This window comes from Streptomyces sp. NPDC017520 (assembly GCF_044329855.1).
Classification (GTDB): Bacteria; Actinomycetota; Actinomycetes; order Streptomycetales; family Streptomycetaceae; genus Streptomyces.
Genome location: NZ_JBIRKB010000007.1, coordinates 17800 through 39454 on the forward strand (window position 1 = coordinate 17800; position 21655 = coordinate 39454).

Annotated in this window: 22 protein-coding genes; 11 read left to right on the plus strand and 11 right to left on the minus strand. The window is 67.7% G+C overall.

The window, feature by feature from the left end; translation table 11 throughout:
- The first annotated feature begins 106 nt into the window (after positions 1–106).
- From ACH4KB_RS18035 to ACH4KB_RS18045, 3 genes are read left to right on the plus strand one after another with little or no spacing between them, the layout of a single operon-like run.
- A complete protein-coding gene (locus ACH4KB_RS18035; protein WP_398066912.1) occupies positions 107–568 on the plus strand; it encodes a hypothetical protein in 462 nt (153 codons plus the stop codon).
- A 12-nt stretch (positions 569–580) separates the two neighbouring features.
- On the plus strand, positions 581–2824 hold the full coding sequence (locus ACH4KB_RS18040) for a DUF6571 family protein (RefSeq protein WP_398066913.1): 2244 nt from the start codon (positions 581–583) through the stop codon (positions 2822–2824).
- A gap of 2 nt (positions 2825–2826) precedes the next feature.
- Positions 2827–3414, plus strand: a complete 588-nt coding sequence (locus tag ACH4KB_RS18045; RefSeq protein WP_398066914.1) for a hypothetical protein — start codon at positions 2827–2829, stop codon at positions 3412–3414.
- A 1378-nt stretch (positions 3415–4792) separates the two neighbouring features.
- On the opposite strand, the gene ACH4KB_RS18050 is transcribed toward ACH4KB_RS18045, so the two are convergent.
- From ACH4KB_RS18050 to ACH4KB_RS18070, 5 genes are all read right to left on the minus strand, one after another.
- Positions 4793–5278 carry an SMI1/KNR4 family protein gene (locus tag ACH4KB_RS18050; protein ID WP_398066915.1) on the minus strand — a complete coding sequence of 162 codons (486 nt, stop codon included), beginning with the start codon at positions 5276–5278 and terminating at the stop codon, positions 4793–4795.
- A gap of 140 nt (positions 5279–5418) precedes the next feature.
- Positions 5419–6144, minus strand: coding sequence for a DNA/RNA non-specific endonuclease (locus ACH4KB_RS18055; protein ID WP_398066916.1), 726 nt, complete (start codon positions 6142–6144; stop codon positions 5419–5421).
- A complete protein-coding gene (locus ACH4KB_RS18060; RefSeq protein ID WP_398066917.1) occupies positions 6141–7193 on the minus strand; it encodes an RHS repeat-associated core domain-containing protein in 1053 nt (350 codons plus the stop codon). Before ACH4KB_RS18060 ends, ACH4KB_RS18055 begins: the two co-directional genes overlap by 4 nt.
- Positions 7194–7237: 44 nt before the next feature.
- Positions 7238–7774, minus strand: a complete 537-nt coding sequence (locus ACH4KB_RS18065) for an SMI1/KNR4 family protein (protein WP_398066918.1) — start codon at positions 7772–7774, stop codon at positions 7238–7240.
- A 37-nt stretch (positions 7775–7811) separates the two neighbouring features.
- Positions 7812–8270 (minus strand): DNA/RNA non-specific endonuclease, encoded by a 459-nt coding sequence (locus ACH4KB_RS18070; RefSeq protein ID WP_398066919.1) that lies wholly within the window; start codon positions 8268–8270, stop codon positions 7812–7814.
- Here ACH4KB_RS18070 and ACH4KB_RS18075 point away from each other — a divergent pair.
- The 4 genes from ACH4KB_RS18075 (at position 8260) to ACH4KB_RS18090 (ending at position 10398) form a co-directional block, all read left to right on the plus strand.
- On the plus strand, positions 8260–8559 hold the full coding sequence (locus ACH4KB_RS18075; RefSeq protein WP_398066920.1) for a transposase: 300 nt from the start codon (positions 8260–8262) through the stop codon (positions 8557–8559). The two genes, ACH4KB_RS18070 and ACH4KB_RS18075, sit on opposite strands and share 11 nt — an antisense overlap.
- The gene (locus ACH4KB_RS18080; RefSeq protein WP_398066921.1) at positions 8556–9443 is read left to right on the plus strand and encodes an IS3 family transposase; all 888 of its coding nucleotides are present in this window, start codon (positions 8556–8558) and stop codon (positions 9441–9443) included. The genes ACH4KB_RS18075 and ACH4KB_RS18080 overlap by 4 nt, the downstream gene beginning before the upstream one ends.
- Positions 9444–9627: 184 nt before the next feature.
- Complete coding sequence (locus ACH4KB_RS18085) at positions 9628–10143, plus strand: hypothetical protein (protein ID WP_356837905.1); 516 nt, start codon at positions 9628–9630, stop codon at positions 10141–10143.
- A gap of 96 nt (positions 10144–10239) precedes the next feature.
- Positions 10240–10398 carry a hypothetical protein gene (locus ACH4KB_RS18090; protein WP_398066922.1) on the plus strand — a complete coding sequence of 53 codons (159 nt, stop codon included), beginning with the start codon at positions 10240–10242 and terminating at the stop codon, positions 10396–10398.
- A gap of 1021 nt (positions 10399–11419) precedes the next feature.
- Here ACH4KB_RS18090 and ACH4KB_RS18095 read toward each other — a convergent pair.
- On the minus strand, positions 11420–12817 hold the full coding sequence (locus tag ACH4KB_RS18095; RefSeq protein WP_398066923.1) for an MFS transporter: 1398 nt from the start codon (positions 12815–12817) through the stop codon (positions 11420–11422).
- A gap of 104 nt (positions 12818–12921) precedes the next feature.
- Here ACH4KB_RS18095 and ACH4KB_RS18100 point away from each other — a divergent pair, with 104 nt between their 5' ends.
- Both ACH4KB_RS18100 and ACH4KB_RS18105 read left to right on the plus strand, forming a co-directional pair.
- Positions 12922–13536 (plus strand): TetR/AcrR family transcriptional regulator, encoded by a 615-nt coding sequence (locus tag ACH4KB_RS18100; protein WP_351051794.1) that lies wholly within the window; start codon positions 12922–12924, stop codon positions 13534–13536.
- Positions 13537–13983: 447 nt separating this feature from the next.
- Positions 13984–14169, plus strand: a complete 186-nt coding sequence (locus ACH4KB_RS18105) for a hypothetical protein (RefSeq protein WP_398066924.1) — start codon at positions 13984–13986, stop codon at positions 14167–14169.
- Between the two features lie 112 nt (positions 14170–14281).
- Here the strand turns inward: ACH4KB_RS18105 and ACH4KB_RS18110 are convergent, their stop codons facing one another.
- The 5 genes from ACH4KB_RS18110 to ACH4KB_RS18130 form a co-directional block, all read right to left on the minus strand.
- Positions 14282–14899, minus strand: a complete 618-nt coding sequence (locus ACH4KB_RS18110; protein WP_398066925.1) for a hypothetical protein — start codon at positions 14897–14899, stop codon at positions 14282–14284.
- Between the two features lie 182 nt (positions 14900–15081).
- The gene (locus ACH4KB_RS18115; protein ID WP_359266693.1) at positions 15082–16308 is read right to left on the minus strand and encodes a DUF1015 domain-containing protein; all 1227 of its coding nucleotides are present in this window, start codon (positions 16306–16308) and stop codon (positions 15082–15084) included.
- A 73-nt stretch (positions 16309–16381) separates the two neighbouring features.
- The gene (locus tag ACH4KB_RS18120) at positions 16382–17653 is read right to left on the minus strand and encodes an MFS transporter (RefSeq protein ID WP_398066926.1); all 1272 of its coding nucleotides are present in this window, start codon (positions 17651–17653) and stop codon (positions 16382–16384) included.
- A gap of 17 nt (positions 17654–17670) precedes the next feature.
- Positions 17671–18786 (minus strand): PLP-dependent cysteine synthase family protein, encoded by a 1116-nt coding sequence (locus tag ACH4KB_RS18125; protein WP_359266696.1) that lies wholly within the window; start codon positions 18784–18786, stop codon positions 17671–17673.
- Positions 18787–19402: 616 nt separating this feature from the next.
- Positions 19403–19858, minus strand: a complete 456-nt coding sequence (locus ACH4KB_RS18130) for a hypothetical protein (protein WP_398066927.1) — start codon at positions 19856–19858, stop codon at positions 19403–19405.
- A 492-nt stretch (positions 19859–20350) separates the two neighbouring features.
- On the opposite strand from ACH4KB_RS18130, the gene ACH4KB_RS18135 reads away from it, so the two are divergent.
- Complete coding sequence (locus ACH4KB_RS18135) at positions 20351–20719, plus strand: BlaI/MecI/CopY family transcriptional regulator (RefSeq protein WP_257137310.1); 369 nt, start codon at positions 20351–20353, stop codon at positions 20717–20719.
- Entirely contained in the window at positions 20716–21627 is a 912-nt protein-coding gene (locus ACH4KB_RS18140) for a M56 family metallopeptidase (RefSeq protein WP_398066928.1), read from the plus strand. The genes ACH4KB_RS18135 and ACH4KB_RS18140 overlap by 4 nt, the downstream gene beginning before the upstream one ends.
- Positions 21628–21655 lie beyond the last annotated feature (28 nt).

A 21655-nucleotide genomic window follows, 5' to 3' on the forward strand; every position in this document is an offset into this window, starting at 1 on the left:
CGATGCATCCACAGGATGTCGAAGACCCTTTGCTTGGCTAATCGTTTGATCACGCCGGTATCGTGGCGCGCCAGACGGCTGTCTACGAGTACACGGGGTGTGGATCATGTCGTTCGAAGAGGAATGGGGCCAGCTGAAGGCGGCCGCCGCGATGAGGCTGAACTCGGCCGGCGACAGTGGCGGTTCAGGGGCAGCGAAGGGCTCGGCCGACTATGTGGTCTCGGACGACGAGTTGGGGGACATCGGCCACGCAGCGTTCGGCCTGTTCAACGGCCTCGAGTCGACCGGTAAGCACGCGAAGGTGGCAAGTGAGACCGCTGGTACGAGCCTCAAGGGCGACGGGTTCGATACCGGTGCGGCGTTCACGGAAGTGATCGGGACCTGGGAGACGCAGGTGAAGACCCTCCTTCAGGCGTGCGCCCATATCTCCAACCACCTCGACTACACGAAGGCCTCGAAGAAGGCCGACGACGAGTGGATCGAGACACAGCTGCGCATCGTCGGTCCCGTCGCCCCAGAAGCGGACGGGGCCGTTCCCGCCTCGCAGATCAGCAAGTACTTCCAGTAAGGAGCCGCTGCCATGCCCACCTTCGAACAGCTCCTCACTGCCAGACTCGGCCCGCTCGACACGGCGGTGACCCAGTGGACCGAGATGATCGGCAAGCTGACCTCACCGCTCCAGACCGACGCATCGGCCATGAAGACCAAGGCTGACAAGTCCAGCTGGAAGGGCGAGAACGCCACCGTCACCAAAGAGTTCGTCACCAAGACCGCCAAGGAATTCGGTGACGCCATCACCGAGGCCGAGTCCGTACGCGACCTCCTCAAGGACGCCCACACCCTCTTCAAGACAGCCCAGGACGACCTCAAGCACACCTACGAGAATCCCCCTCCGGGTATCATCATCTACCCCGACGGCGTCCTCAGCCATCGAATACACCCTGACCGCCGGGCCAAGGACAGCACCGAACCCCTGGCCACCGAAGCACAGTTCGAACAGCTGCGCGGCAAGATCAACGGCATCCTGAAACGCGCCAACGAAGCCGACGAGCTCTGTGCCTGGGGCCTACGCACCCTGATCAAGCACCACCCCAACGACTTCGGAAGCACCGACCTCAGCGGTGTCGCCGACGCCAAGAGGATGCGCGCCGAGGAGCAGCAGCAGGCGGAGAACGGCCGCGAGGCCGCCAAGCTCTACGCCCGCTGGGAACACCTCGACGACGACGAGCGCGAGCGGCTCCTCACACTCGCCGAGGAAGGCAAGGACTCACCGGCCTTCGCCGAGCAGCTGATGACGAAACTCAGCTACCAGGGCCGCGAACAGCAGGACGCCGTGCTGCTGCTCGCCAGCAGCCTGGAGTCGGGCGGCCGCGACGGCCAACTTTCCAGCACCGACGCCCGCCTCTACAAGGCCCTCTCCGGCTCCCTTGCCACCGCCACCGGACCCGACTCCTCGATCGGCTCCCCCGGCGGCGTCACCTCGGCGTGGACCGACAAGCTCATCACCACAGCCCGAGACGGCAACGGCCTGCCCACGCGCCACCCCGGCGCCATCGGGGGCGGCGCCGCGACCCTGAAGGACCTCACGGACCTGATGGCCGCCGACGTCGGCGACAAGGCGTACGACCCGAACGACAAGAACGCCTCCCCGTACGACAAGGACAAGGGTGACCCGGTCTACAGCCAGGCATTCCTGACCGAAGTCGGCGACACCATCCGTGAGTGGGAGACGGACAACGACGACGCCTACGACGGCGTCATGAAGAACTGGCAGGGCACACAGGAAGACCCGATGAAGGGTCTGATGAACGCGATGAGCCGCAACCCCTCCGCGGCCACCGGCTACTTCGACCCGAACACCACGGACAACCTCAAGTACTTCCTCGAGGACCGTGACTGGCCGGGCGGCGCTGTCGAGGACGAGATGCCCGACGAGCTGAAGCAGACCTCGGCCCGCACCGAGTTCGGCGCCGCTCTGGAGGCTGCCGCCACCGGCCGCGAGCCGGGCAGCCCGCTGCACGCCGTCCCCACCCACCACGACGGCGCGGAGACCGCGGTCTTCGAGCGGATCCTCAAGGAATACAGCGGCGAGGACGCGCCGAAGAACCAGAGCTCCGTGCCCCTGCCCATGCGCACGAGCATGGGCAACATGATCGGTGACTACGCCTCGGACGTGCACCAGATCCTCGGCAAGAACATGGACGGGCCGACCGACTTCAACAACCTCACGATCGAGCGGGGCGACCTCACCCGTCTCATGCGCGGCGTCGCCGAGGACCCCAAGGCGTTCGGTGTCATGCACCACTCGCAGAGTGTGGTGATCGCCGAGGGACTGAACGGCTTCCCGCCGGACTCGTACCGCAAGGAGGATCCCGAGATGCGCGCCTGGGTCAAGCAGTCGGCGTCGGTGCTCGGCCACCTCGACGGCGTGCGCGGCGACGTCATCTACGACCTCGGCCAGGCAGAGAAGGACACCAACGCCTGGAACCAGAGGATGAACTACCACGCCATCGGCGCACCCCTGACGGCCATCCCCATCGTAGGCGACGCGCTCCAGCGCACGGTCGACGCCGGCACGGCGGGGTACATGAACGAGCTCAACGCCAGGGTCGACGAGGAAACTCGTAAGAACATGGTCAACCACTTCGAGAACGGCGAGAACCAGATGAACGCCATGATGCGGAAGATGGCGACCGAGAAGGGCCTCACGACGGAGGAGCTGGACGCGAGCCCGGGCGAGTACGAGGACGGTCTCCAGACGACTGCCGAGAACTGGTACCAGCAGGGCATCGAGGACGCCCAGAAGAAGATGGGACAGCCGTAGACATGGACAGGAAGTGGCTGCCGCTGATCATCGTGCTCGGCGCCGCCGGGGTGGCCGTCGTGACGGCGAGCTTCTGGCCTGACGGGGAGAAGCCGCCGCTGCCGCAGACGCTGTGTCATGGGGCGCTCAGTCGGCAGACGGCCGAACTGATCGACGACGGCAAGGGGGGCGAGGTCAGCGCGGAGGAGTGGGAGAGAAAGGGCAAGAGCACCGATCACGCGGTGTTCAAGGGGTGCCAGGTGCTGCGCGCCAACGCGGACAGCGACCACCCCCGAGGGGTCTACACCCTGATCATCGAAGACAACCGGAACGACCCTCACTACAAGCCCAAGAACTCTGTCCCCCTCGGCCCCGGCGTCACCGGCTGGGCGCTTCCCGACAAGGCCGAGGCCAACCTGCCCGCCGACTGTGCCGCCCGCATGGGCTCGACGGCGCCGAACATCACGGTGGCGCTCATTGCGCCCTCGAAAAAGGGGGAAGAAGAGGAGAAGGACCTCGTCGACCGGGACGACCCCGCGATCCGCAACAATGCGGCCGTGGTGCGGGAGGCCGCCACCAAGCTCGCCAAGAAGTACGGCTGCGCCGCCTGACCGTCGCCTGACCGGTCCGCCGCCGCCGAGTCTCGCCGCAGCGGCGGCGGGCGGGCTAGGCGCGCTGACGCGCAATGCCATTGACCGCGTCGGCCCCGGTGCTGCCCCTCACGCCAGCCGGAAGGCCGCGCTACCCGCAGGAGGGTTGCGACAATCTCCAGGCTCTGCCCCGGAGGTGGGCCCATGTCTCTGCTTCCGGCCCACGAACGGCATGTATCGGGTAGATGGGGGCGCCTGGGCGCCCCGACGCTGCCCGGAGAATCCGACTGCGCCACTCCCTCCAGCTAAGACGATCCCGGCGCAGCCGCGGGGCATGCACCCCTCTTCGCTCCGCCTCAACCGAGACGGCGCGCCTGGCGCCTGCGGCCAGATCCTCGCAGTACGCCACCCGACCTCGCCGACACGTACGGCACAACACCATCCGTGCCCGAGATCCTCCGGACCGACCAGGGCAAGGCTGACCCCACCGCCGCCCCGAACGGCCGTGGGACCGTTGGTAACCCCTCCCACGGACGCAAGACCACAAAGGCCCAGGCCAGAGCCGCGCAAGGCTGGCCCTAGATACCCGGAGCGCCCCGTTCGCCACACCCCCGTGAGGCGACCGCCACACGCAAAACGCCCCCAGAAAACGCGTTTCCCCAGGCCAGAACGATTCTGCCTGGGGACGCTCGGTGGGGCGGGTGGGACTCGACCCAAAAACGTGACGCCTCTCACCTGCGACGGTGCAGGAAAGACGGACATAGCCGCCCGTTTCAATCCGCCTGCGTCCCGCTCGATACCCGTAAGCCGTGAGGTGGTGCAGCGAACGCTGCACCACCTCACTCGTTGGGCGGAGCCGCTTCGGCGGACCTGCGACTCGCGACGTCCGCACCAAGACCCACATTCGTCGCGACATACTGCGCCGGTCGAGGCCAGACCTTCGCATCCTTCTATGCCAGTAACTCACGGTAGCGAACGAGAAGGCCAGGCGACCCGACCACGAAGCCCGGCCGCGGCCTTGTTCCCTTGCGTCCGACCCCGCAGGACATGTTGGACCACACGCAGTTCTACACGGACGCCTGATTCCTCGTCACGGGACCGCCCCGGCCGCCGTCCGTGACCCGGGCGGGACGGGGGTGGGCGGTGTGTCCGTTCGTGACCGCCTCGCCGAACGACTGCTCGGCCTTCGCCATGATCAGGAGGCAGCGGAAACGCGGACTGCGGGCGCTATGGGAGAAGCGACTCCAGCGCCCCGGGTTCGGCCGGCGGACGGATCACTGGCCGCGGGCTCGCACCCACAGGCGAGTCCGCGAAGTATTCCTTCACCAGGTCGGCCACTACCAGGCCGACGACGTTCCGCATACCTGCGGCACCTCCGTGAACGCTTCTCCAGGTGCGCTCAATCGAAGCCGATCCCTGCCAGCGGATCGGGCTCCCCGGTCCACGGGTCGACTCCCGATTCAAGCAATCGACGCTCCTCCTTCCAGTGGACAAACTTTTGCGTACCCGCGCCCCAGAGAGTCGCATCGCTGAACGGACAGGCCTCTAGCTCTCCCGAAAAGACACGGCGCAAGAACTCCGCCATGCCGCATTCGTACGATGCCCACCGCGAGAATCCATCCCGACCCACCACGACAACGGGCCATCGGTCCGGGCTCTCGTCGCCGGTCAGCCAACAGACGACGTCCGCTCCAGCGGTCACCCCCCAGGCGATGACCGGACTCTTCAGGGATGAGAAGCCCTCCGCCGGCCGGGATTCGGATGGCCATACCGCACGCGCATTCACGGTTTCGCCCGCCATGCCGTCCGAATCTCCGGTAGAGAACTCATCAGGGCGGAGAACCTCGAACGCGTCGCTGATCCCGCCGGCTCCGTAGGCCGACATGAAGGCAACATAATCCGAGGGAAATCCTGTCCCCCACGAGCGGGTCAGGTTCGACCAGTCAACCTGCTCGCCAACTGCGTAGTCGCTGAGGAGAAGCGGGCTGAGCGCTCGCACCGCCGCGGGGCCGACCGGGCCCCCCGTCATGGCGTTCCCGCCATCGGCGCTGCTACCCCTTGATGAGTCACGATGCCGATGTTCCGCCACTGATTGAATTTTTTGCTGAACAGAGAGTTCGAAATGGTCCTGTCCACAGGGATGCCCTGACTGCCGTCTGGATTCACTCCGTCAGCTTTCATACGGAAGGCCATCGATACCGTTCGCGGACCAGAATAGACTGGCTCAACAGAATATCGGACGACTTGTCCCGCATTGACCGCATTCTTTACCTTCGCTTCATGGTTGGACATATTATCTACCAGTCGACCAATCTCTCCAGCCACCAGGGTGTTCGCCGCACGCGAGCACGTTGCGAGGTTGCTCAGGTCCGTTCCCGAGCCACCCAGGTCTTTGCCGAGTAGATGGCAATTGTTGATGTTGTTCCGAGGGTTCAATCCCAGGTGGCCCGCGTAACGCGTTGCCCAGGAGTAACCGGGCGGCCGAACCGCAGCCGTTACTTCCGTCCCCGGATTCATCGCGAGCCATGCACTGTCGAGAAAGGCGTTCATCTTGGTGGCCCGGTTTCCGTTGGCTGCGTCCGGGATGCCGTATTCGCTCCATCCTTGTCCGCCACGGCGGCAGTCCTCACGTCCGCGATCCGACGAAGATCCGTCGCCACCGGAAGGCGCGGTATCGAACTGCTCCGCAGTCTGGGGCGTGTACGCGTCCTGGTTGACCAGGCCCAGCATGTCCAGCGCGCCGACGATCATGTCCCAGCCGTTGCCCGGCTTCCAGCCGCCGTTCCTGGGGTCCCAGTCGGGCTTGGGGCCGGCCGGTCGACGGCGGGCTTGGGGTTGGGGCCGTTGTTGACGTTCTGGTCGATCGGCGGGCGCACCGGGGCGCGGACGGCCTGGGCGACACCGGCGCCCGGGTTGTTGTAGCGGGGGGTGTAGCGGGGAGCCGTGTTCCACCTCGGGTACGACGTGGACCGGCCGCCCTTGGACGTCGAGCTTCCCCGGGACTTCGTACTGCTGAACCGGTTGGCCTGGGCTCTGATCGAGTCGGCCATGGAACGGGCGTAGCTGTGGGAGAAGACGTTGGTCTGGACGTAGCTGTTGCTCATACCGGCGGCCTGACCGCGCTGGTGCTTGTCGAGCACCAGCGCGCCGCCTCCCACCGCGACCGTGCCGAAGATGCCCCAGCCGAGCGCGTTCCAGCCGACGGCCGCACCTATCACGAGGGGGAAGATGTGGCCGCTCGGGTCGGTGCCGTTCTGCGGTGAGCCGAAGCCGTACGAGTAGCGGTTCGCCCGCTGGCCCGACTGGGTCGGGTCGAGCTGCCAGGTGTCGCGGGAGCTGAAGCCGCCCGTGCCCGGCTGGTACCAGCGCGACGCCATGTTCACGTCGCCCGACGCCTCATCGGTCCAGCCCGACTGGAAGCCGAGGGCCGTGGTCGTGCCGCTGGAAGCACGGACCTGGCCGAAGGGGTCGTAGGCGGTGGAGCTCATGACCTGGCTGCCGTCCGGTGAGAGACCCGCGACCACGTCGGTGTGACGGTCAGTGATAGCCCACTGCGCGGCGGCGGTCCCCTGCCTGCTGGCCAGCAGGGCACCGTGCGGAGTCCGGCTGTAGACGCTGGTGCCGTCGCCGAGCAGGTTGTTCGAGCCGCCGTCGTAGCTGAAGGCGGTGGTGCCCTGCCGGGCGACACGGTCGAGCGCGTCGTACGAGAAGGCCGCCTGGCCGTCGCGGACCTTGCGTTCGAAGGCGTCGAAGCAACGTACCCCCGGCAACTCCGCTCCGGCCTCGTCCCCGCGGCCCACGAGAGTCACAGTTCGTATCGACCAGGCACAGGGTGTTGCCGGTCCTACACGCCGCGCCAGCTCACGAACTCATGCCCTCCGCTCGCCGAGAGCCGTTCGCTGAACGGGGACACCTCGCCGGTCAGAGCCGCCACGCACAACGCCGCCACTCCGCCGTCGAACACGGTCCAGCGGCTCGTCCCGTGCGGCGTCTGCCTCCGGAAGACAGCCGCCCGCCAGTCGTCGGGAGCGCCGTCGCGCAGCCAGAACGCGACATCGCTGCTCGCCGAGTCCGCGAAGGGCAGCAGCGGCGGCAGTGCGCCTGCCGGCAGGAGGGCGCCCAACTCCTCGCGGTCCCGATCCGAGAGAGCGGGTTCGCCTCTGTCCAGGAGATCCCCGTACGGCGAACCGGGGACCGGCGGGGTGCTCACGGACAGGTACTCGTCGATCTCGCCGCCGCCGTACAACTCCACGAGCTCACGATAGTCGGCCGGGAACGCCAGGCCCGTCGTCCGCTCGATCTGCTCCCAGTCCACCGCGTCGCCACCGGAGCCGGGCGGCGGGAGCAGCTCGCGCAGGCGGACGACAGCAGGGTGAGGCATAGGGGATTCCCTTCGCTTACAGGGTGGGCGGCCAGGCTCACGGCTGGCCCGGTAGCCGCATCCGAAACTCGTGAGGGACGGTCCGGCTGCCGGTGTAGACCGGTGTCACCTCGTACCGAACAACATGCCGGGAATCGACGAGGGACCGGACGGTGTCCTCGAAGTCCAGCATGCTGTCCATCGGGGGAATCGGGCTCTGGGGCTTGCCGACGTAGGAGTTGGCGTCGGTTCCGCAGGTCGCCAGGTTCGCCAGATCGGTGCCCGATCCGCTCAGCTGGGCGCCGAGGAGGTGGCAGGCGTTGACGTCGCGGGGTCGGTCGCCCAGATAGCCGACATAGGCGCGAGCCCAGTCGTAACCTGGCGGCTTGGTGCCCTCTCGGGTCGCGGTCGGGGTACCGGGGTGGGCGGCAACGTAGGTGGAGCTCCCCCTTGATCGTGGACACCTGGAGACTGGGATCTTGAGGTTCCAGAGGAAGTAGCACCAGGTGGGAAGCAAGTACACAAAGCGGTACACCGAGGAGTTCAAGCGGGACGCGATCGCGCTCGTCGACTCCTCGGGCAAGACGGTCACCGCCGTCGCCCGGGAACTCGGCATCAACTCCGAGTCCCTGCGCGGCTGGTACCGCCGGGCCAAGGCCGACCAGGGCGAGGGCGCCCCGGGCGAGCTGGCCAGCGCCGAGCGCGAGGAACTCAAGCGGCTGCGCAAGGAGGTACGCGAACAGCAGCAGACGATCGAGATCCTGAAAAAAGCGACCGCCTTCTTCGTGAAGGAGAACGACCGGTGACCGCGTTGTACCGGTTGATCCATGCGGAGAAGGCGACGTACTCGATCGTCCTGCTGTGCCGGGTGCTGAAAGTCGCCCGCTCCTCCTACGACGCATGGTGGGAGGGCGAGGCGGCCCGCCGTGCCCGGCAAGCCGCCGACGATGCGCTCGCGCACGAGATCACCGTGGTGCACATCGCCTCCCGCCACACCTACGGTGTCCCGCGCACCCACGCCGAACTACGCCGCCTGGGACGGCAGGTGAACCGCAAGCGCATCGCCCGTGTGATGCGTGAGCGCGACATCCGCGGTGTCACCCGGCGCAGACGGCGTTCGCTGACCCGGCCCGACAAGAAGGCGACGCCGGCCCCGGACCTGATCGGCCGCGACTTCCACGCCGAGCGGCCCAGCATCAAGCTGGTCGGCGACATCACCTACCTGCCCACCGCCGAAGGCTGGCTCTACCTCGCCTGCTGGCTGGACCTGGCCACCCGCGAGGTCGTCGGCTACGCCATGGCCGACCACCACCGCGCCGAGCTCGTCGTCGACGCTCTCAACATGGCCCACGGCCGCGGCGGCCTGGAGCCGGAATGCGTGGTCCACAGCGATCGCGGCAGCGAATACACATCGGCCCAATTCCGCGACCAAATGCGTGGGTTGGGACTGCGAGGCAGCTGCGGGCGGACCGGATCGTGCTTCGACAACGCCGCCGCGGAGAGTTTCTGGGCCCTGCTCAAAGAGGAGATCGGCACCCGCACCTGGCCCGACCGGGCCACTGCCCGAGCTGAGGTCTTCTCCTTCATCGAGACCTTCTACAACCGCCGCCGCCTGCGCAAGCACCGGACTTTCGGCTATCTCACCCCGGCCGAGACCAGGCAGCGGCAGCAGCACACCCTCGCGGCATAACGATCACGTGTCCGGGATCACGGGGAAACTTCAAGGTGGGCTTCGCCCAGGAATTCGACATGCGCGGTAGCAGCAGCACCTACACCCAGGACCTGAACAGTGGCTCAGCCCCCGGAGTGACACCGTCGGGCCCTGGGCGCGAAGGGTCCCGCGGGGACGTCTCGCGCGGCGACGAGGAGAACCGGTGAACGACCCATCTGCCCTGCGGCCACGGCTGCTCGCGACGCTCGGGGCCGCCCTGCTGCTCACCTCCTGTTCGAGTGCCGGCGGGGATGAACACCGGACGACGGACGGGCGTGCCTCGCACTGGGGAAAGGACATGGGCGCCCCGGAGGCATCGGCGTTCATGAAGGTGGCGGTGCCCGAGAGCGCGACAGAGGTAAAGGGCGCCGTGCAGATCAATCCGCAGGAGGACGTCTACCTGCTCTCCTTCGTCACCGACGAGAAGACCGCGGTACGAGTGGCGGAGGATCTGCGTCCCGAGAAGCCCCTGCGCACCAGGAACCAGGACCTCCCGTCCCCCACCGAACTCTTCGGACACCTCGGCCTCGCCGAGCCCCAGACCGAGAGGGGCGTCCGCTGGGCCGGAGTCTGTCCGCCCTGTGTCGGGGACAGCCGCCGGAGCGAGGTCCAGTGGATCGAGATCCACGTCCTCGAACTGGACCGTGGCACAACCCGGGTGTACATGCAGGCGTTCTGACCGACAGGGAGACGCCTGCGCCGCCCCGGAACCCGGGACCTGGCGGCCGGCTCTGCGTGGGCTTTCCTGGTCTTTGCCAGCGAGGACGAGTAGCCCGTGCTGCCGGGCACCGTCACTCCCCAGCAGTACGCGGGCGGTCACGCCGGCGGCTTCGAGCGCCTCGACCTGGCGCGTGGGCAGGTCACCGCCCACGAGAACCGGCATCGGCATGAGGACAGCGTCTGCTGCCCGTCGGGCAAAGCCGTCACCGTCTGACGGGTGGGCGACGAGACACCTTGAGGCGGGGACACCACGCGTCACTGCCTGAAACCCGCACCCGGAGGGCACCGCGCCGGCGCATCCACCGTGACGAAGGTGCGGCGCGCTCCCCGGCGCCGGACCACGCGCCCGCCAGCACCCCGCCGCCTGGCCGGACAACGCGACCGCCGCTCCGGCCCGTCCCCACTCATCCCAGTGCCTGACGCCCTCAGCCACACGCTGACCAAAAGCATCCAGCGCAGTTCGGACTTCAACGACTGCCGGAGAACGTGCCGCGGGAGACGCGGTCTCACATCGACCAGCAGCCGTGGGATCGCTCACCCCGCGTCCCACGAAGAAGTGACCAAAACACCAGGTCACAGCCCTACGAAAGCTCACAGGCAATCAAACGCTGCACGTTCGCTGCACCGTTGCGGAGCCCGCAGTTCCCCAGAAAACGCGTTTCCCCAGGTCAGAACGATTCTGCCTGGGGACGCTCGGTGGGGCGGGTGGGACTCGAACCCAAAAGCGTGACGCCTCTCACCTGCGGAAACGTGTCAGAGGAGGACATTCGCATCCTGCTGGATCCCGCTGCGTCCGGCTCGGTCCCCGTCAACGGCACTTCCGTGCGGTACGTACCGCACGGCAACGGGGCACCCCTGGTGCCCGCGACGGGAGACCATCCGCCCGTCGGGTCCGCTGCAAAGCAGCCAACCGAACAGCTCCCCGTAGTGCATGCCGCCGACTCATTACCGCGTCTCCCCTTGCCCAGCACAGTCACGCTCCGTATCGACCGGGCACCCGCAGGCAGAGATGACGGAGCGGAGATTCGAACCCGAGATCTTCACTCTCGGACCTGTGGAAATACCAGAGAATGGAGGTCCGCGCCTTCGAGGATGGCGACCTGCCGCGTCGGCTGGCATCTCACTCAAACCCTGCCCGGTGAAGGCCAGGGATCAGGCACCCACCACGCGGTACACGCCGATCGAGTCGTGCAGGCGGTGTCGGCGAAGCCGAACTTCTGCCGTTGGGACGGGGCTTACTGGTGCTTGGCAGGGATCAGCCACATGACGATGACGGCGGAGACCACGGCCATGCCCGTGGCGACGACGAACGCGTCGTCGAAGCCGGACGCGGTCCGGGCACCGGTGTGGGCGGCGATGCTCGTGGCGGCGGCGCTGGAGACGGCCGCAGCGCCTGCCGAGGCACCGAACTCGTGGAAGGTGCTGACGATGCCCGACGTTACCCCGGCCTCATGGGGGGCGACGCTGGCGAGCGCGATGGCGGAGGCGACGACGAACAGGGCACCCATTCCCGCCGCGGCGACGCTCACGCCGGTGACCATCGCCGTGGTTCCGGACCACAGCGCCGGAACGAGAAATCCGACAGCTGCAACACTCAGGGCGAGCACAGCCAGCAGCCGTGCCCCCAGACGGCCGATCACGCGGCCGGCGGCTGCGGCGGCGGCCATGGTCAACAGTGCCACCGGCAGGAACAGCACGCCGGTCATCAGGGCACCGTGGCCCTGATGGTTCTGGAGGTAGAAGGAACCGAGGAAGAAAGCCCCCACCATCAGCGCCGTGGTGACGGCGATCACGAAGGTGCCCGCCACCACCGGGCGCCGACCGAGCAGACGCAGATCCATCAGCGGCGTCGCCGCTCGGCGCTGCCAGAGAGCGAAAGTCGCGTAGGCGGCTGCCGAGGCGGCGACCAGGGCCACGGTGACGATGTCGAGCCAGCCGTGGTCGCCAGCACGGATCAGGGCGTAGATGAGGGCACCTGTCGCGGCGGCGACCAGGACGGCGCCGGGTATGTCGAGGGAGCCGGTACCCGCGCGGGGCAGGCTCGGCAGGAGCCGGGCGAGCGAGACGAGGACAATCAGGCCGACGGGGACGTTCACGAAGAAGACCCAGGCCCAGCCCGGACCTGCCGTGATCAGTCCGCCCAGCAGCACGCCGAGGGCGGCGCCCCCGCCCCCGAGCGCCGACCAGATGCCCAGCGCACGGTTGCGCTCGTCGCCGTCGAACAGCCGCACCACCACCGAGAGGGCGGCGGGCGAGACCATCGCGGCGCCCACACCCTGAGCGATCCGCGCGACTAGCAGCAGCGGGGCACCAGTGGCGAATCCGGCGGCCAGCGACGCGACGGTGAACACGGCGAGCCCCGCCAGAACGACCCGCTTGGGACCGAACAGATCCGCGGCCCGGCCGCCGAGCAGCATCAGGCTGCCGAACGTGAGGGCGTATCCGCTGACCACCCAGGTCAGTGCCGCGCGGTCCAGGTTCAGTTCCGCGCCCATGTCGGGGAGTGCGATCGCGACGACGGTGATGTCGAGGATCAGCATCAGCTGGGCCAGTCCCAGCAGCCCCAGAACCGTCCAGCGCAGCGGATGCGGTGCATCCGGCGCGCGTGTGGTGGTGCTTTCAGTATCACTCATGACGCTCACCTTCCATCGCTAAGTCGTACAATGGTGTTCACGTTATACGCCCCGGGAGTATAAACCAAACAGAGCTGTACGACTTGCCGGGGTAGGGTGGATGCATGGGCAGTAAGAACTCCACGACCGCCAAGCGTGCCGACGCTCTGCGCAGCATCGATTCGATCGTGCAGGCCGCAGCCGAATGTCTCGGAAAGAACCCGGAAGCGAGCTTGAGCGAGATCGCGCGGGCTGCGGGTGTGGGCCGGGTGACGCTGTATGCGCACTTCGACTCACGGGCGGAGGTCGTCGACGCGGCAATGAGCCGCGCCATCGACCGGGGCAACGAAGCACTGGACGCGGTCGACCTGACCGGCGATCCACTGCTTGCCCTGACGCGTTACGTCGAGGCCGTCTGGCACCTGGTGGACCAGACGCGGGCGCTGCTCGCCGCCGCTCAACGTGAACTTTCCGCTGGACGCATCCGCGACCTGCATGCCGGGCCCGCCGCCCGGGTAGAGACGCTGGTCGCGCGCGGCCGTGCCGAGGGGGTCTTCCGTACGGACCTGTCGATCGCGTGGATGGTCAATGTCCTGCACACGATCATGCACAGCGCGGCAGAGGAGATCCGCGCCGGCCGCCTCACTCCCAACCATGCCGCTGGCCACATCACCGCCACGGTGCTCGCCGCCTTCACACCCCCGGGCAAGCCGGTGCCCGAGACCAGCGGCAGGGCGTAGCACGAACAGCCCACGACGCAGAGCTCAGCGCGGGACGGGGCACAGGTGCCCGAGCCAGGGCGGCAAGGACAAGTGGGCCCGGCTCAGCAGGGGATGCTTCGCGCGATGAGTCCGTGCCCCGCCGAACCAGGCATGGCGCGGCGTCCGATCGATGCCGGGTATGACCAGCATGATCCGATAGAGCCGCACCGCTGGAAGGCTACTCGCGCTGCTGGTGTTCACGGTGCCTGCCGCGCGCAGCAGCGACAGTGCGGCCTTGGCGCAACGGCCACACCGCGGCCTCGGCTACCGCCTCGCTTGGCCACCAGGGCCGCCTCCAACCAGCGGATGATCCCTCGTCCGAAGTAAGGACGGCCGACCTCGCCCCGTACTGCGCCAAGCCGGCCGAGGAAGATGCTCCAGAACAGGTCAAGAGGGTCCAGGCTCCAGAGATCGAAGCCTGTCAGGGTGGCTGACCTCTTGGGCGACGACCTGGCCGTCGAGGGCGCCATGCACAGCTCCGCGCTCGGCACGGCGGAATGGATGACGGCTGAGAGGATGGACAAGCTGGAGAAGGCATATTGCACGGCGTTCGACCCGCAGTGGCCGAACAGGCCAACGTGCCCTTCCGCTGCGACCACAACCTCCTGCTGACAGCACCTTCTGATGCCCACCTGTCACTCAGTATTACGTTCCGCCGCGACAGGTCCGTTCCAACCAGCGTGTCCGACTCCGACTCGCTCAGTGATACCTCAAGCGTCCCCAACTAGTGCGCGTGACTGCCCCCTTCCTCCTCTCCGCCCCCCTCGTTCGAGTCAGGAGCTGTCACGGGTGACGGGGGCAGTGGCCCTGACTCGTCAGGTGCATCTCCGATGTGTTGGTCCCCGCCTGCAGGCTCCTCGCTGCCATGGCTGTGCCCGCCGTTTTCGGGCTCCTCGCCGAGGCCGGCAGCGAGCTGGCGCAGGCTGAAGAAGGCGACGAGTGCGGTGACCAGAACGACAAGCCCGAACAGGCTGAAGATTCGACGCGCGGGTCGTTCCGCCTCCTTGAGGTAGTACGCGATGAAGGACACTGCTATCCCGAGGGGGATCAGAACCGCTGCCCGGTCCGGGAAGTCGTCGAAGTGCTGCATGCCACCGCTGAGCATGCCGATGCCGAATGAGAGAAGCAACGAGGCACCGATCACCAGAAGCATGCGGGGCATAGCGGGACGCTGGCGGGTCAGCACGAACTCGTTCAGGACGGTGGCAGCCAGAAAGACCAGGACGCCATAGCCGGCAATCCGGGTGTAGCGGGCCGGGTCCAGCGGGTGGTGCACGACGGCGCCGCTGATGAGTCCCGCGCCGACGAAGTATCCGACGTAGCCGAGGTAGCGCGCCGGCAAGGAGTCCCCACGGCGGGCACGGCGTGCACGGTGGGATCCCGCTCTTCGCATCTCTGCACGGCCGGGCCGCGGGTTCTGCTGCGGCACGGTGGCTGTGTCACGGTCATCGAGTTGGGTCGGAGACACGGTGAGCCTTTCTAGTACAGGTCGTTGACAAGGAGAAAGGGGCGTATTGCCTGGGCTCAGCGGCTGTCGAGGACACGCAGCACGAGGCCCATGGCCGGCTTGGGGCCGAAGGAGGTGGACTTGCGGGGCAGCAGGACCCCTGCACCGGCCAGCTCCCGCACGCTCCTCTCGGTCATTGAGGGCAACAAGAGGGCCGTTCCGCTTCCGGGCCTGGTCACAGCAGCTGTTGCTTCGCTCGCGTCGTGCACGTGGCGTACGGCACCGGGCAAGTTCTGCACCGACCATGCTTGGGCCAGGAGCAGATGGTCGGTGACGGCCGCGGGTACATCGCGCCATTGGTGCGGCTTGCCAGTGAGCGCCTCGTTCAGCGCATGCGGATCAGGATCGGTGATGGTCCAGGCGCGCCCCGCCCCTGTCAGCACCAGCTCGCCCGGCTCGGGCAGCCGAGCGCCCGCGGGCAGCGGCCGCACCCGGGCGACATCGGCGGCTGCCGCGGCTGCCTTGTCAGCGTCAAGGCCGGGAACTACGCGGTGGATTGCCGCCAGCCGCAGGGGATATGCGGAGGTATCGACCAGCAGGGCCAGGCAACTCTGCCAGGGGTTCGGGCCGGGCTCATGCCGATCTCGCAACTGGCGGCAGGCCGCGTAGCGATGGTGCCCGTCCGCTATGAGGGCCTGGTGGGGTGCCAGATCTGCAGCGACGACGGCTTGGTCCTCGGGGGTGGTGCATGCCCAGAGCGTGTGCGTGATACCACCGGTGCGAAACGTAGCCAGGGGTGGCAGGTGGGTCACGCCGTCGATGACCCCCTCTGCTGATCGCGTTGCGGAGTTGTAGGCAAGCAGCAGCGGCTCGGGTTGGGCGCGCAGCCCTTCCATCAGCGCAGCACGCGCCGCGACCACATGCGGTTGGACGCCTTCGTGCGGAAGGACCGTGCTCTCCCCATTGCAGGGCAGATCCAAGGCGCCGATCACGCCACGCTGAAGCACCTCGTGGCCGGTGTGTTGTTGGTACACGTACAGGGCGGGCCGAGGGTCCTGAACCAGGACACCGCGACGCAGCCAGCGGTCCAGGCGTGCGGCGGTGCCTCGCGCGTTCTCGGCGTGCAGGAGCCGGGTGATGTGGTGTGGCCGGGAGCGCAGGGTGCGCAATCGGTCTGGGCCGATGTCGTCGTACGGGGGACACACCATGCCGGCGATGTCGCCGACACGGAGAGGGTCGTAGCGCACCGCGCGAAATGGGTGCAGGCGTAGGGCCGGGGGGTTCAGCCGTTGGGTGGTGGGCATTGATCGCTCCTGGAAGTGGGCGCGGCGGGGCTGGGGGCGGGCACCCTGTCGTGCCCGCCCCCGGCCGGATCGGTCAGACCTTCGCGGATCGCATCTCGGGCGTCGGAGCCGGCGTCAGGCGGCCGGTGCGATGCAGGCCGAGTACGGCCAGCGCGCAGCCGCCCCCGATGGCGGCGAGGACGATCCAGGGCAGGGCCGGCGCTCCGGCCGAGCGTGCGGCGTCCAGAGCCACTCCCGTGAGGAGGTTGCCGACGGTGATTCCGATGCCGCAGATCGTGTTGTACAAGCCGTAGTGCGTTGCTACGTACCGGTTCTGGGCGAGTGCGACAATCGTGTCCATCTCGAAGGGGTAGGCCAGCATGGTCCCCAGGGCCAGCAGCAGGGCTGAGAGTAGGGGCGGCACGACGGCCAGTGCCCAGCGGGCGGGTCCCTCTTCGGGCACCGGTACCGCGGTGGCCGCCAGCAGCGGCAAGAAGGCCGCTCCGAGAATGGCCAGCCCGGCGACCAACGACCTTCCGGCGCCCAGGCGGTCCTTGGCCCAGGCTGTCAGCCGGGTCTGTCCGACGATGGTGGCCAGCCCCGAGGCGGCGAACAGCAGTCCCACGCCGACAGTGTTGACCGTCTCGTTGTCGGCCATGCGGCGCACTTCCAGCGGAAGTGCGAGATACACCTGGAAGGACAGGGCGTAGGAGCCGATCATCGCGACGGAGAACAGCAGGAACGGCCGGTTGGATACCACCGTGCGCCATTGCGAGAGCACCGACGAGACCGACTTGTCGTCGCCGTGCTGCCCGACGCGGGCAGGGAGAGCCCTGATCTGCACGATGGACAGCACGGCGAACACACCAGCGGCCACCAGGCAGGTCAGTCGGAAGCTGACGCCGGTGAGCAGTACACCGACGAGCGGACCCAGCAGAATCCCGGCCTGATAGAAGACGTTGAACAGCGCGAATGCCTCCACTCGCCGCTCCCCTGCGTCGAGGGCCAAGTAGGCCCTCGACGCAGGGTTGAACAGTGCTCCTGCCAGCCCCGTGGCCGCCGAGGCGGCGAGCAGAGCAGGGAGGGAGTCGACAAGGCCGAGTACGGCGAATCCGGCGATACGCAGCATCAGCCCGGCGATGATCATCGGCTTGTAGCCGAACCGGTCGGCCAGCGTGCCGCCGAAGAAGAACATGCCCTGCTGACTGAAATTCCGCACGCCCAGGATCAGGCCGACCATCCAGGCGGCCATCCCCAGATTTCCGGCCAGGTGCTGAGCAAGGTAGGGCATGAGCATGTAGAAGCCGAGATTGATGGTGAACTGATTGACCATCAACAATTGCACGCTGCGCTCGAACGTGCGCATTTGACCGAAGGGGCTCCTCACAGCCGGCCCTCGCCGTCCGAAGCAGCCTCGGCGTCCTGCGGCACGCTCACTGGATCGATCACGGTCGTGCACCGGGTCCAGCGGGTGACCTCTTTCTCCTCGGGGCGCCCCACCACCTCCGGTTCGACGGCCGGCGGGCCTTCGAGCAGGCCATGGGCCTCGCAGTAGTGGTCGTCGTACACCGTCCCCAGATACCGCTGGGGACCGTCGGGGAAGATCGCCGCGATCCGGGTGTCCGCGGGCATCGTGCGCGCGACCCACCCGGCGACCAGGGCGACAGCCCCGACGCTCCACCCGCCGGTGGCGTAGTGGGAGGAGGCCAGTTGCCGACAGGTCCAGACCGCCTCGGACGGGGCGACCCAATGCACTTCGGAGAAGTTCTCGTAGGCGACGTTGCGCGGGTAGATGCTCGATCCGAGGCCACGCATCAAGCGGGTGCGGGCCGGCTGACCGAAGATTGTCGAGCCGACGGTGTCCACTCCGACCAGTTTCAGGTCGGGATAGAGCTGGCGCAGCACTCGCGAGACACCAGCGGAGTGCCCGCCCGTCCCGACGCTGCACACCAGTACGTCGATGTGGCCCAGCTGAGAGGCCAGCTCCAGCGCGAGCGGGGTGTAGGCAGCGACGTTGTCGGGATTGTTGTACTGGTCCGGGCACCATGAGTCGGGGTGCTGTTCCTGCAGTTGGGTAACACGGTCGCGGCGTGCCTGCTGCCAGCCGCCGGTCGGGTGGGGCTCGGACACCACATTGACGCGTGCCCCGTACGCGGCGAGCAGTCGAGTCATGGACGACTCAAGGCCGGGGTCGGTGACCAGGGTGACGGGGTGTCCGTACACCATGCCGGCCAGAGCCAGCCCCAGGCCGAGCGTGCCGCTGGTGGACTCGATGATCATCCCGCCAGGGCACAGGTCCCCACGGGCACGGGCCCGCTCCACCATGTGCAGCGCCGGGCGGTCCTTGATACCACCGGGGTTGAAGCCCTCGAGCTTGGCCCAGAAGCCGTGTCCGGCCGGTGCCAGAGGTTCGGCGACCCGAAGTAGCGGGGTGTCTCCGACCAGCCCGGAGAGGCTGGAATTGGCGGATGTGAGGTCGTTGGCTGTCAGAGGGTGCATGGTTCGCTCTCGATCGATGTGCGTGTGGGGGACTACTCATCTCGTGTGGCGTGCTGGCCTAGATCCGCCACCGGCAGATCACGGCGAGCTTCTGTCGCCCTGTCTGCGCTCCATCCGGCCTGCTCCGCCCACGCGCCTTGCGCGGCGACAGCAGCAGCGTGAGCGTGAACGTGCTGGCGAAAGTCGCCCCACGGGCGAAACTGGACGCCGCCCGTCGGGTCATCGGCTCCCCCCGCCAGGGGGCAGGGAGCCGACAGGCAGAGCTGTGGCACGGAACGGGTGCGCTGGCGGGGCCAGTCCCGACCGCGAACTCGAAGGGCTACGGGTAACGCGGCGCAGGGGCACCAGGGTTGGATGCCACGTCGCCAAGGGATGTACGGGGGAACCGGGCGTCACAAATGCTCCGAACGACAGCCGCGGGGCCGGGGCTCCGGGTGCGCGGCGGGCAGGTCAGACGGTCAGCAATGCGGCCTCCCGACATGACCGCCGCCTCCCCTGACGGGAGTTGGCGATGTCGATGTCCGGGCGCCGGGAACTGTTCGCACTCTGTCGGTAGCTCAAAGTGACCGGAGGTGGCGTCAAGTGAGACAGGTCGACCAGTTCGGGAGTGCTGGGCCTAGATCCGCAGGACCGCTGGAGCTGCCGATGGTGGAGACACCGGCTCGTTCGTCGCCAGCCGCGCGGCCGCCCACGCATGTGCGTTCCACGCCTGGACGGCATCCAGCGGAGTGGCGCTGGGGGTGGGCAAATCTGCGCCGTTCTGCGGCTGCCCGGAGGCGCACTCCTCCACCCCATGAGCCGTCTCGTGGCTACCGTGGCCGTCGGGAGCAGCGCCCTGCCCGGCCGATCTGGCAGCAGGCTCGGCTTCGCCGTGCCCCGTCGAGGCACCGTGCGTGAGGGCGGCCGTTGACGTCGGCAGGACGCTGGTCACGTGGCTGGCGGCGCTTTCCCCGCTCAGGCCGTGGGCGTACAGCAGGCTGAACAAAACCGTGGCGAGCCACAGCAGACGCAGCGGACCCGCCGACTCGGAGCGGGACCGCAGCAGGCTGAGAGACCGCCGGGCCGTGACCATGCCGTAATCCTAACGGCATTAGGAGCACACTCGAGCACCATCGCACCTGAACAGTGCATGAATTGGCCAACGCGAAAATCCGTGAGTGTTGATTTCGGGTGGTCACAGGGGTTGGCGGCCTCCAGTCATAGACCTTTCTGTCTGAACCGCGGGGCCGGTGTGGCGGCGAAGGGGAAGTTCAGCCCGTCCAGTAATGGCGGGTTCCTGGTGGATATGAGTGGACGTAAGGGCCCGATAACTGTTTACAGTTCAGCTATTTCTCCACACACCAGTGGCCTAGGGAGCGAGCACCGCACCTCAATCCGGATACCGGTATCCCCTGGTTTCGACGGCGGTCGCCGTATCCAGTCCCTGCGGATCCAGGCGAGCGGCCGGCAGCCCTCTGTCAATGAACACACTAAGTAGATTAAGATGACTCTCTACGAGCCACTTGGCGCGGGTCGTCCCACGAGGATTCGGGGACGTGCGGTGGCGTTCAGCTGAGGTGGAGCAGTGGTACGTGGGTTCGGTGAACTCGAGGCGGAGATCATGGACAGGCTGTGGTCCTGGGGCTCCGGTACGGTCCGGGAAGTTGTCGATGATCTGAACGAGACGCGACCGGTCGCCTACACCACCGTCATGACCGTGGCCGACATCCTGCACCGCAAAGGGTGGCTGGGCAGGGAAAAGGAAGGCCGCGCCTGGCTTTACGCCCCCGCCCGCAGTCGCGCGGCGTACACCGCCGGGCTCATGCAAGAGGCACTTGGCGACAGCCCGGACCGCACCGCTGCGCTGGCCCACTTCGTCGAAGGGATTACGCCCGACGAGGCCGAGGAACTGCGCGCCGCTCTGCGCACAGCGCGCCGCAGGAGCACAAGGTGACCGCGGCAGCTCTGCTCACCTATGCGGCGGCCGTGGGCGTGGCCGGACCACTGATGCTGCGGGGCCCACGCTGGGCACATCGATCGCCCGGGCCCGCGCTCGCGGTCTGGCTGGGGCTTGCACTCTCCTTCATCGCCGCTGTGATCCTGGCCGCGGCGCAGGCTGTCCCACCTGATGGTCGCGTGCACATCGGCCTGATTGGTCTCCTGCACGCCTGCGGCCTGGCACTGGGGACACCAGGGGACGCTCCTGGAGCACAAGAAGCCGCACTCGCTGTCGCCAGCTGGATACCGGCGGTCGCTGTGGCTCTCTGGGTCGGCTTCTGGTACGGCCGAGCCCTGCTGCAGGGCCGTAGATGGCGGCGACGGCACGCGGCCGCAGTGGATCTCGTGGGGCGCTACGCGCCGCGGCACCAAGCCGTTGTCCTGCAGCATGATGCGCCGGCCGCGTACTGTCTGCCCGGCCGCGACCCCCGTATCGTGATCACGCAAGGGACGCTCGACACGCTCTCTCCGCTCCAGCTCGCAGCCGTCCTCGCGCACGAACGTGCCCACATCACAGGCCGCCACCATCTCGTACTGGCCGCCGTGGAGGCATTCGGAAGGGCCTTCCCCGGCCTTCCGCTCGCGCGGCAGAGCCACACCGAGGTGGCTCTGCTTCTGGAAATGCTGGCCGACGACCGGGCGGTCCGCCGCCACGGCGGCGACGCTGTAGCCGTCGCCCTGTGCGAGGTGGCCGCGGGCAGCGCGCCCAAGGCGGCGCTCGCAGCAGGCGGATCCGGCGCCCTGGTGCGCATGCGCCGGGTCCTCACCCCTGCTCCCGCGCAGCACCTCGCGTTGCGGAGCACGATCCTCCTGGCCGCCGGCCTGACTCCGGCCATCCCTTTTCTGGTCGCATGTAGTGCATAGCCCGGCGGATGCGGAGAGCTCGCGCCCT

What these genes read in the sequence shown, in the direction of transcription:
- ACH4KB_RS18035 (WP_398066912.1), top strand. Translation starts at nt 107, where the DNA reads ATGTCGTTCGAAGAGGAATGGGGCCAGCTGAAGGCGGCCGCCGCGATG.
- ACH4KB_RS18040 (WP_398066913.1), top strand. Translation starts at nt 581, where the DNA reads ATGCCCACCTTCGAACAGCTCCTCACTGCCAGACTCGGCCCGCTCGAC.
- ACH4KB_RS18045 (WP_398066914.1), top strand. Translation starts at nt 2,827, where the DNA reads ATGGACAGGAAGTGGCTGCCGCTGATCATCGTGCTCGGCGCCGCCGGG.
- ACH4KB_RS18050 (WP_398066915.1), bottom strand. Translation starts at nt 5,278, where the DNA reads ATGTCGGCCTACGGAGCCGGCGGGATCAGCGACGCGTTCGAGGTTCTC.
- ACH4KB_RS18055 (WP_398066916.1), bottom strand. Translation starts at nt 6,144, where the DNA reads ATGATCGTCGGCGCGCTGGACATGCTGGGCCTGGTCAACCAGGACGCG.
- ACH4KB_RS18065 (WP_398066918.1), bottom strand. Translation starts at nt 7,774, where the DNA reads ATGCCTCACCCTGCTGTCGTCCGCCTGCGCGAGCTGCTCCCGCCGCCC.
- ACH4KB_RS18095 (WP_398066923.1), bottom strand. Translation starts at nt 12,817, where the DNA reads ATGAGTGATACTGAAAGCACCACCACACGCGCGCCGGATGCACCGCAT.
- ACH4KB_RS18100 (WP_351051794.1), top strand. Translation starts at nt 12,922, where the DNA reads ATGGGCAGTAAGAACTCCACGACCGCCAAGCGTGCCGACGCTCTGCGC.
- ACH4KB_RS18115 (WP_359266693.1), bottom strand. Translation starts at nt 16,308, where the DNA reads ATGCCCACCACCCAACGGCTGAACCCCCCGGCCCTACGCCTGCACCCA.
- ACH4KB_RS18120 (WP_398066926.1), bottom strand. Translation starts at nt 17,653, where the DNA reads ATGCGCACGTTCGAGCGCAGCGTGCAATTGTTGATGGTCAATCAGTTC.
- ACH4KB_RS18125 (WP_359266696.1), bottom strand. Translation starts at nt 18,786, where the DNA reads ATGCACCCTCTGACAGCCAACGACCTCACATCCGCCAATTCCAGCCTC.
- ACH4KB_RS18130 (WP_398066927.1), bottom strand. Translation starts at nt 19,858, where the DNA reads ATGGTCACGGCCCGGCGGTCTCTCAGCCTGCTGCGGTCCCGCTCCGAG.